The organism is Dactylosporangium sp. NPDC005555 (assembly GCF_040605635.1).
Lineage (GTDB): Bacteria > Actinomycetota > Actinomycetes > Mycobacteriales > Micromonosporaceae > Dactylosporangium.
The window spans coordinates 342,680-352,379 of record NZ_JBEXDG010000002.1 but is presented as its reverse complement, the minus strand read 5'-3'; the positions used below and the strand labels follow the sequence as shown (position 1 = coordinate 352,379).

Genomic DNA, 9,700 nt, shown 5'->3' with positions numbered 1-9,700 from the left:
ACAACCCACTCCCGGCGGACTGTTCAGGGGATGAAGCCCACCAGCCACCAGTCCACACCATCAACCCCGCGAATTAGCGGCGACACGCTACTAGGGCTCGACAGCCCCCTGCGAAGCTTGGCCTGAGGCTTGACCTGCGGATGCAGGCGTCGGGGAAATGACGGTGTGCGTCTACATGAAGAGCCGGCCGGGTAGGATCGTCCGACCGTATGGCGATCGCCGACGGCGCCAAGGCGTTGCATGGAAAGGGGCCTTCTCGGCTGCCACGAGCATCGGCTCTACGACATCCGTCTCTCCGTCATGGCTGATGTGGGACCAGATCTGGGGCAACGGCAGGGCTGAGGCGGTCGGCTCAACCGCCCCAGGAGGCTGCCGGTCCGGACTCCTCGATGCAGATCGGTTCGCCGGGGAAGCGGTCCGCCAGCCACCGCCTGAAAGGCTCGACAGTCATCGTGCCGACTGTGGCGCAGGCGCCGTCGTGGCGGACGCCCAGGAGATTGACCGACATGCCGGCCTGCTGCCAGTCGTGCTCGCGGGTCTTAATCCGCTCGACCAGGTCCAGCAGGCGCCGCTCGGAGTACTGCGCATCGGAGACCTGGATCCGCCGGACGTCCGTCCGGCTGGCGATCATCCGGTCGAACGACGCAGACGGCACGCGATACACCACGACTCGGCCGTTCGCGGCGTCGGTCTCTACACCTGCGAATACTTCGACGAAGTCCTGCCGGCCGATCGCCTGAACGGCGTCAGCGATGATGTTGAGCTCCTGCTGACCGGGGATGCTCATCGTGGAATCCAAGGTCTGGGCCGAGGTGGCACCGGGTGCGGGTCGTTGTTCGTTGGGTGTGCTGGCGCAGCCGGACATGGCCGCGACGATGATCAATCCTGCCGCCCACGAAGCTGTCCTTGGCATGGCACCCCCTGTCATGCAGTATGGCAGACCGCGCTGTTCGGCGGGTTCCCGAATTGAGGCACCCCTCGGCTCGGCAGTCCGGACATGGTACGGAGTATAGGCGGACACCGATAGGGGTGACATTGACGATCACTGCCGCTTACAGTACCTCCACGGCAGCGGGGGCTGTAGAGATTCATCTATGGTTCGTCCCGCTCCGGAGCGGGAGGAGGCCATGTCGGTGATGAGGTTCGTCGTATTCAAGGCATCAGTGGGGCTGATCGCGAGCGTGGCGCTTCTGTACACGCCAGGACCAGCGGCCGCCAGCCCTTCAACTGAACCCTCAGTGGTTCCCGGTGGCTTTAGCGACTGGTATGCCCTTGCCGACATGCAGCGCAAGCTCAATGCCGCTGCCACGGTCATTCAGAAGGCCGCCGCCGATCCCGGCAGCGGCTATTCCGGCGTGATTGCCGCTCCCGAGAACCGGCGGCTCGACGTGTACTGGAAAGGGACGGTTCCGAGCGATATCGGTCGGCTGATCGCGGTCGAGGGCAAGGTTGTACCGATTCGGGTGCTGCCTGCTAAGTTTAACGCCGAGGAACTCCTGGCGGCGTCACGGTCCGCCGGCGCCGATTCGGCGGTCGCGGAGAGCGCGCCGTTGCCGGACGGCAGTGGCGTGCACGTGGTTTGGAACCAGGGCGCTAAAGCTGCTGGCCGGACCCGGGCTAGTCTCACGACGTCCCAGGTGCCGATTTTCGACGACACCGCCGAATCGGCTGGCAAGGTGGACTTCTCGCGCGAGGACGACAGCCCGTACTACTACGGTGGAGCGCGCACCAGCAATTGCACCGCCGGTTTCGCGGTCACGGTGGGCGGCAGCCCTCGCATGCTCTACGCCGGTCACTGCGGATCGAACGGAAATTCGGTCTACGACGGTGGCGGCCAGCTTATCGGCACCATTACGGGCGACAACGACTCACGGGACACCGCGTTGATCAACGGTCCCGGAATGGGCCGGATGTGGGACGGCGGCAACCTCAGCAACTACTCGAAGGCCGTGCAAGGCGCCACATTCAGCAATGTCGGCAACTGGGTGTGCACTTCGGGGTCACGGTCCGGTGTCATCTGTTCCATCCAGGTCAAGGCCAACAACGTAACGTGGGGCGATCAATACCCCATGGTGAAGGCTGAGCAGGTAAATCACACTCAAAGTGCCGGACCGGGCGACAGTGGCGGCCCGGTGTTCGAGCTGCCGTCACCGGACACCGGCAAGGTCCTCGCCAAGGGCATCATCAAAGGCGGCGACACGACCACCACTGTGCCGTGCAACATCGGTGCGCCAAACAGTGGGTGCACGTGGCGGCTCTACTACGCCGACGCCACTCAGACGATCTCGTGGTACGGCGCGGTCATCGCCACCTTCTAGACGCTGCATTGACGTCGATGATCTGCGGTAGTAGGTGGTCCAGCTTGCCTTGCATCATCGGCAGCACTCCCAGCCCATGCTGACGCCGAGACACCACCGTCCGTTTGGCAATAGGGCAACATAACGGCCAGTCGAAATATTGACTGCTGTAGCACGCATTCATTCTGCTGTCCGAGCGGCTCCAAAGCGATACGGGTCACCATTATGCGAATCGGTGCACCCGGACCGCCGTCCATATTCGAACAGGGAGGCACTGGAGTGACCGCACGCACGGGGAACAAGCGAGGCCGGACTATCCTACGACGAGGGGGAACGGTCGCTGGCGCGGCAGCGGTGATGTTGGCGATGCTGGGGACGCCCAGCTTTGCGGATATTAAAACCGGATTCAGCAAGTCATGCCCCTCGGGGCGCACTGTCGTCACGCACAGCCACGGCAAGGGCAATGCACATCACGAGGTAACGAAGGCCGGGACGGTGTACCCCAAGAACTGGAGCCCTCTCGATCTGAACACGTACTACCATCAGTATGGGTACTACGGCTTCCAGAGCGTCGACTCCTGGGCCGTACAGACGGCCGGTGCAATGGATCAGTGGTCTGCGGACTGCGTATCGTAAGGAAGCAATGATTATCAAACGTTTCGGTGTGTTCGCCAGTGCCGTGGCCGTGGCCGTGGCGCTGGCGGCATGCGGCGCTAGTAAAGACGAAAACCCTGCCATCCAGTCGACTCCAGCCAAGGGCAGCCTGTATGAGGGTGCCGAGAAGATGGCTGGCTGCATGCGAGGGCTGGGATGGGACATCACCGTCGACCGTGATGGCGGCTGGCGGTCCACCAATGGCATCCCAGTTGCACAGAAAGATCAGTACGAGAAAGATACCGCCGACTGCGAAGCGAAGTTCGGATATGACAAGCCACCCCCTCCGTTGACGCAGCAGCAGGCCGAGGCCCGGTACGATGCACTCGTCGCGGTCGGCAAATGCGTCAAGCAGCTCGGCTACGACATACCCCCACCTCCGAGCAAGCAGAAGTCCGTCGAATCCATGATCAGCAGCGGAAACCCTCTGTGGGACCCGTACCAGTACGTGGTGTCGGGGACGAATTCTTCGGCTGAGCTCGACAAGGTGTTCACGAAGTGCCCGCAGCCATAGGAGACCCGGCACAGCCATGCCGAAGATTTTAAGTCGCGTCCGGCCCGCCCTGGTTGCGGTTGCGTTGCTGATCTTGGCCGGCGGCGTTGGGGGTGGATGGGCGCTGCGCACACTGCTCGGCCCCCCGCCGGCCGTGTTGGACTCCCCGCCATACACCTTGGTGTCAGCTGAGGAGGGAACGGTCGAGCAGTCGTTCCGACTCAATGCCTCAGCTCGCTGGTCGCCGACTGCGGTGCTTCCCAATGCTGCTTCCGGAACAGTTACAACAGTAAAGTTGCAGAGCGGAACAGTCGTTCCAGTCGGAACGACGCTCTACACGGTTGACCTCCGCCCAGTGGTGGTCGGGGTCGGCGCCGTTCCTGCATTTCGGGATCTGCATGCAGGAGATCAAGGAACGGACGTAGCACAGCTTCAGGCATTGCTAACGAAATTGGGCTTTCCGGCTGGGACGGTCGACGGGAAGTTCGACAGTACAGTCACCGACGCCGTCAAGCGTTGGCAGCGCAGCTTGGGAATCGCTTCGGACGGGGCGGTCCTTAAGGGCGACGTCATCTATGTGTCGCAACTGCCCGCCCGCCTCGCACTTGACCCGCGGGTCGTGGTAGGCGCCCGGCTCGCGGGCGGAGAGACCTCAGTCCAAGTGCTTCCCTCCACCCCACAGTTCAAAATCGACTTGCCGGAGAATCAGGCACGCATGCTCTCATCGGGCATGATCGTCGACATCCAAGGAGATGGTGGTCGTTGGACTGCCAAGATCGCGGATGTTGTGGCAGATGACAAGGGCGCACGTGTCGCGCACCTGGCATCCGCTAGCAACGAGGCGATCTGTGGGACACAGTGCGCCGCGGTGAAGATCGATGGAGAAACGTTGTATCCGAGTCGAATCTGGCTGGTGGCCCCAACATCAGGCATCGTCGTGCCAACGGTCTCGCTGGTAACTGACGTGTCCGGGAACGCGGGGGTCATCCTGGCCGACGGCACCTTTCGCCAGGTGACCATCGTTGCCAACGCAGGCGGGACCGCCGTCATCAAGGGCGTCGAAGCAGGTGAGGTGGTCCGGGCGCCCGGCAAGCCAGAGGCCAGAGAGTCATGACCCCGACTGACATCCCACTGCTCGCGGCGTCCGACCTGACCTTCTCCTACGTCGCTGGCCAGCCGGTGATTTCACAACTGGATGCACGCTTTTACCGAGGCACCGTCACCGCGCTCACTGGAGTGTCGGGCAGAGGTAAGTCAACGTTACTTTATGTGTTGGGCCTGATCCTTCATGCCGACGAGGGTCACGTCCTCTTCAACGGATCACCAGCGAACACTATGAGTGACAGCGCACGTGCCCGACTTCGTGCCCGCAACTTCGGTTTCGTTTTCCAGGATGCAGCCTTGGATCCCACTAGATCGGTGCTGGACAATGTCGTGGAGACCGCACTGTATCGCGGACAGCCACGCCGTGTGGCAATTGCACGCGCTCACGACCTGCTCGAACAGTTCGGCGTTCAACTGCGCGCAACGCATAAGCCGGGACAAATCTCCGGTGGTCAGGCACAACGGATCGCTTTGTGCCGCGCCCTGCTCGCGGACCCGGCTGTGGTACTCGCTGATGAGCCGACAGGAAACCTGGACCCTGTCACGACGGAGCTAGTCATCGATGCCTTGAAGCACCACGCGGCAAACGGATCCTGTGTGATCATTGCGACTCACGATCCAGTGATCGCGGCGAACTGCGACCAGCACATCGTATTATGAAGGCATCATTGTCCAGGGCGGCTGCCCTGATATATGAAGCGGCCGCGAGCGCTCGCAGCCAGCTGGTCGCCAGCCTGCTCACGGTCGCCATGGTTGGCGGGATGTGTGTCGCGGTTCTGCTGACCACTGGACGTACTGCCGCGACACAGCAGTCGGTCATCGCGACGATCGATTCCATGGACACTCGCAGCATTATCGTGCGATTGGACCCGAGTGCTGGTGTCACCGCGGACGTCGTCACCCGGCTCCGTGCCGTACATGCGATAGCTGCCGTCGCTGGTCTAGGGCCGCCGGTCGACGCGCACAATGTCCAGGTATCGGACGGCGGCAAGGTGCCAGTCCGCAGGCTCTACGGTGATCTTGGCTCGTCGGCCGAGGCTGCGAATAGTTCGCCAGCCTCACTAGCGAGCCCGGCCTTTCCGTCAGTGGCTGTTGCCTCGGCGCAGGCGGCTCGCGATCTCGGACTCCTGGACGGCAGCGGCGGCGTGATCACCGATGACGGTGAAGACGTCACGGTCGTCAGCGGTCTACGAGTTCCGCCACATCTCAGTTTTCTTGAACCATTGATCGTGCTCCCAACGCACGCCGCGCATGGCGACAACACCGCGGACCACTCCGATGTGCTATCAACGCTGATCGTTCTCGCCGTGTCGCCGAGCGACGTCGACGCGGTGACCGCAGTGGTCAATGGGTTTCTCACAGGCATTGATCCAACCAAGGTTTCCGTCCAGACCTCCTCACAGCTCGCGGCTGTCCGGGCGATGGTTGACGGCGAGTTGAACGCCTACGGTCACGGCACTGTCCTTGGAATTCTGGCCATCTCGACTGCTTTGACAATGATCAATCTACTCGCCCTTGTCACCATGCGCCGGCGGGATTTCGGACGTCGTCGCGCTTTGGGGGCGACGCGGCAGCTGATCGTATGCCTTCTGCTAAGCCAGGTCGGACTCCTCGCGATCGGTGGAGTCGTGGTGGGCCTCAGTGCCTCGATACTAATCCTCCTCGCTACGAGCGCCGTCATCCCTCCGGTGTCTTTCGTCGCCGCCGTCGCCATCACAGCGTTCTTCGTAGCGCTCCTCGCCGCACTACCGCCAGCGCTTCTGGCAGCTCGCCGCGATCCACTGTATGAGCTGCGAGTTCCGTAACCGACCGAAACAGCAACGTTGGCGTCGTGGACACCGTCACGACGCCAACACGCCTGCTATGACACAGTCCGCATCGCCAGCGGCCATGTACTGATAACCCATATCGACATCAAGAACCTTCTCGCGGCGCTTCTGCGTAACGAGCTCAACCTGGAACTGTCGCCATCCAAGACACTGAGCCATTTCCAAGCTGACCTTGCAGCTCAGGGTGGGTGCGGCGGACCCAGGCATCGATGAGGGGCGAGGCTCCAGGCACCGATGGCCAGCCGGAGTACGGGTCAGATCACACCCGTAGCAGCGCACCTTGATTCCCACAGCCCGAGTAGTGGGCCCGGTCCTTGTGCCCGCGGATGCGGTCGATGGCGATGAGCGTGCCGTCGAGGATGACGAACGCCAGCCGGCGGATGCGGTGCATCGCCTCGGTAAGGGTTGGTGCGGTGGCGGCGAGCAGGTTGATGGCTTCGCGGATGTACCGCCAGGCGGTGGCGACACCGATGCCGAACCCGGCCGCGATCTGGGCGTAGGTGTCACCGTTGCGTAGATGGGCCAGTGCGAGCAGGGCTTGGCGGCCCGGGTCGAGGCGCCGCCACCGCGACCGTAGCGTCTGTCGATGGCTGCGGATCAGGGCGGTGAGGTGGTTGAGGCTGCGGCTGGACAACGAGATCGCCGACGGGTAGGACAGCATCGAGAGGCTTCACGGGAGGGCAACGTTCTTGGTCGATTGCTGTCTTACCGGAAGCCTCTCCCCGTCTCGACACCAGCCCATGCCCTACCGCTGGCACCCAACCTGACCAGCAGGCTCAGGTTGGAAAAGGCTCACTGAGCCTTTCCGGGCAACGAACGGGTGACGTGGTGTGATCAGGTGGTGCGGTTGTGTTCGATCACGTGCGCGCTCATCGGCTACGTGATCAAGCACTCTCGGCCGCATGTTCGGACGGCTGATCTTGGCGTTAGTAGGCTGGCGGGCTGAACCGTGGAGATGCCATTGACAGACGTATGCAAGCTGATGTGACTGGAGGGGGATCGCATGCTGATGTCTACCCTGGCCGAGCCGCCGGGTCTGGTGTACGAGGTAAAAGGGCTCGTCTTCGCGAACGCCAATCTCAACGCGAACTTCGGCGGCAAGATGCCGAAAATGGTCAAGTCTCTGGTGGAGCAGGCTCAGCAGCTTGGCGCGAACGGCATCGTTGACATCAGGACCGCTGTGGGCGGCGACCATGGATGTTGCGTCATGACCGGGACGGCCGTTCTGATCGCAAACCCGCCAGGCCCGCCGTACCTCGGTGCGCAACTGCTGGACGCCACCAACGGCGCCCAGATCGGTGTTGTCGCCGCAGGAGGCCCCGCAGAACGACACGGGCTGCGCCAAGGCGATGTCGTGACGCACGCGGACGGCGAGGGTTTGACCGGCGCCGCCGCATTGATCGAAAAGAAAAATGCGGCAAAGCCTGGGGATCAACTTGCGCTGACGATATGGCGAGACGGGTCGACCGCGAGCCTCGCCGTTGTACTCGGTCTCAGACCGGAGTGAGCCGAACCAGCGCTTTTGGTGTCACGACGGACGAGAGCCGTCCGGTGGCGCCCAATGTGCATGATCCAGTGCACGACTTTCGGCACGAGCGAACGCAGGCCACCGCCTGCCATTTCGTCACACGGCCTGACCGGTTCGGCAAACTTGCGCACATGATCGGCGGCAGAAGCAGCGCAGGCGCGTCTCTGTCAGTCGTGCCAGTGACCTGCGGCCTTGAGCATCGCCTGCACAGCGGCAGTGGCGTCGGAAGTGCACTGGACGATGAGGTGGCAGTCGGGATCGGCCGGCAGGCGCAGAGCGGTCTCCGGCGTCGTAACAACGTGTGCCCCGTCGCGGTCGAACCCTGCTGGAACCCGGTTTGGGCTCACCCAGAGCCACGCTTGCTCGCCCAGCCGGGCGCGCAGCTCCCTATAGCCGTGGTTCCAATCGCCCTGGTCCTCGATCTCGTGGCCGCTCACCTCGGCAAGGATCTGGCCGAACGTGTCGAGGCTGATGTCGGCCATCACCCGCATGGCCGTCGTTTCGACCTCGTCCACAAGGCCATCTAGGAACGCGTCGAACGAACCGGCAATCGTCACCTGCTCCTCGGCGTCGACGTCGATGTAGGTGACGGCTGGTTCGACGCGCGGACCTGCGGTGCGGTAGTCCCAACACAAATCCCAGTGCCCCTCGCCGTCGAACGGCACCAGCAGGCCCGGCTCCGGCGGCACCCACATCTCATCCTCCGCATCCGGCGCCTGCCACCACGCACGGCCGGCCGTCACGCCGGGGAAGTTCGGGCCGAGCCCATCCAGCCGCCGGTGCGGCAGCTCGGGCCAGGTCGCCCGCAGATAGCCCCCGTTCTGCGTCTCCAGCATCGCCAGATACGTAGCCGGCAACGTCACCCCGAGCTGCCGCTCCGCAGCACGCACCGCCGCCGACGTGAGCCGAGGCTGCACGTATGGGAGGAACGCCGGCACCTCCCACAACATCGCCGGCTGCCGCACCGTTAACCACTCCTCTGTCACAGCCAATACACCACCGAAGACCGACACGATAGCCACAGCTGTCGGCGAGAAACCCAGAAACGCCCGTGACCGCTCATCGGCAGGACAGGAACCCTCGTCCTCGCCGTCCCCGTGACCCACCGTGACAAGCTCCGGCCGACGGCCACGCGCCCGCAGCGGCATGGTCGGATACTCAGGCGGCCGGACGGGGCCGCTCCAAATGCTCCAGAATCGGGTTCGGCTGAGGTGTGTACAGTGCGATGAACCCGTCGTCCTCGACATCGAGGATGCACAAATGGGCGCCGACGTGCCGGGCCAGGCCGATGAAGAAGCCACGCACCGACGGTGATGCGACGAAGAGCCGGCTCATGGAGGTCGTCGCAGCCGTGAAACTCACGCTGACACAGCCCGGCATCAGGTTCGTGCGGTCCCACGTGGTCAGGTAGATGATGCCGATCGACACCTGCGATCCGTGTACCGCCTCTTCAGCCCGGTATGCCAACAGGTACTCGTCGGCCGGGAACCGGATGACGGTGTTGAGCTCGAGACGGGGCGGGCTCGCCGTGATCGTCTGGCCGGACGTGAACAACGTCGCGCGGGAAGGGCTCGTGAACGGCATGGTCAGCGTTCTGCCGTCGTCAAACACTACAACTGTGTGCTCGTCGCCGTGCGGCTCCGCCTGAGCCGCCACCGCCTCGAGCAAGGGACGTAGGGCAGCCCGTGGCACGTAGAGAACGAAGCTGTAATCGAGCCCCACAAGCTGACCTCCCTTCGGCGATCACCGACCGGTCTGTCCACCGGGGCGCCATCATAACGGTCCCGTTCAGGAC

The 9,700-nt window shown here is 63.4% G+C and carries 9 protein-coding genes and 1 pseudogene; 6 read left to right on the top strand and 4 right to left on the bottom strand.

Annotated features, from left to right (window positions below; genetic code table 11):
• Nucleotides 1-352 precede the first annotated feature (352 nt).
• A complete protein-coding gene (locus ABZS58_RS04290) occupies nt 353-883 on the bottom strand; it encodes a hypothetical protein (protein ID WP_354777404.1) in 531 nt (176 codons plus the stop codon).
• 244 nt (nt 884-1,127) lie between these two features.
• Between ABZS58_RS04290 and ABZS58_RS04285 the strand changes: the two genes are divergently transcribed.
• From ABZS58_RS04285 to ABZS58_RS04265, 5 genes are all read left to right on the top strand, one after another.
• Entirely contained in the window at nt 1,128-2,318 is a 1,191-nt protein-coding gene (locus ABZS58_RS04285; RefSeq protein WP_354777402.1) for a hypothetical protein, read from the top strand.
• 622 nt (nt 2,319-2,940) lie between these two features.
• Nucleotides 2,941-3,465, top strand: coding sequence for a hypothetical protein (locus ABZS58_RS04280; RefSeq protein WP_354777400.1), 525 nt, complete (start codon nt 2,941-2,943; stop codon nt 3,463-3,465).
• 334 nt (nt 3,466-3,799) lie between these two features.
• Nucleotides 3,800-4,558, top strand: a complete 759-nt coding sequence (locus ABZS58_RS04275; protein WP_354777398.1) for a peptidoglycan-binding domain-containing protein — start codon at nt 3,800-3,802, stop codon at nt 4,556-4,558.
• Complete coding sequence (locus ABZS58_RS04270) at nt 4,555-5,208, top strand: ATP-binding cassette domain-containing protein (RefSeq protein WP_354777396.1); 654 nt, start codon at nt 4,555-4,557, stop codon at nt 5,206-5,208. Before ABZS58_RS04275 ends, ABZS58_RS04270 begins: the two co-directional genes overlap by 4 nt.
• Complete coding sequence (locus ABZS58_RS04265; protein ID WP_354777394.1) at nt 5,205-6,353, top strand: FtsX-like permease family protein; 1,149 nt, start codon at nt 5,205-5,207, stop codon at nt 6,351-6,353. Before ABZS58_RS04270 ends, ABZS58_RS04265 begins: the two co-directional genes overlap by 4 nt.
• 286 nt (nt 6,354-6,639) lie before the next feature.
• On the opposite strand, the pseudogene ABZS58_RS04260 reads toward ABZS58_RS04265, so the two are convergent.
• Nucleotides 6,640-7,038: pseudogene (locus tag ABZS58_RS04260) on the bottom strand (transposase family protein); the annotation flags it as partial.
• 342 nt (nt 7,039-7,380) lie between these two features.
• On the opposite strand from ABZS58_RS04260, the gene ABZS58_RS04255 reads away from it, so the two are divergent.
• On the top strand, nt 7,381-7,884 hold the full coding sequence (locus ABZS58_RS04255; protein ID WP_354777392.1) for a PDZ domain-containing protein: 504 nt from the start codon (nt 7,381-7,383) through the stop codon (nt 7,882-7,884).
• Nucleotides 7,885-8,072: 188 nt separating this feature from the next.
• On the opposite strand, the gene ABZS58_RS04250 is transcribed toward ABZS58_RS04255, so the two are convergent.
• On the bottom strand, nt 8,073-9,053 hold the full coding sequence (locus ABZS58_RS04250) for an SMI1/KNR4 family protein (RefSeq protein WP_354777390.1): 981 nt from the start codon (nt 9,051-9,053) through the stop codon (nt 8,073-8,075).
• A gap of 10 nt (nt 9,054-9,063) precedes the next feature.
• Nucleotides 9,064-9,627 (bottom strand): hypothetical protein, encoded by a 564-nt coding sequence (locus ABZS58_RS04245; RefSeq protein ID WP_354777388.1) that lies wholly within the window; start codon nt 9,625-9,627, stop codon nt 9,064-9,066.
• Nucleotides 9,628-9,700: the final 73 nt, after the last annotated feature.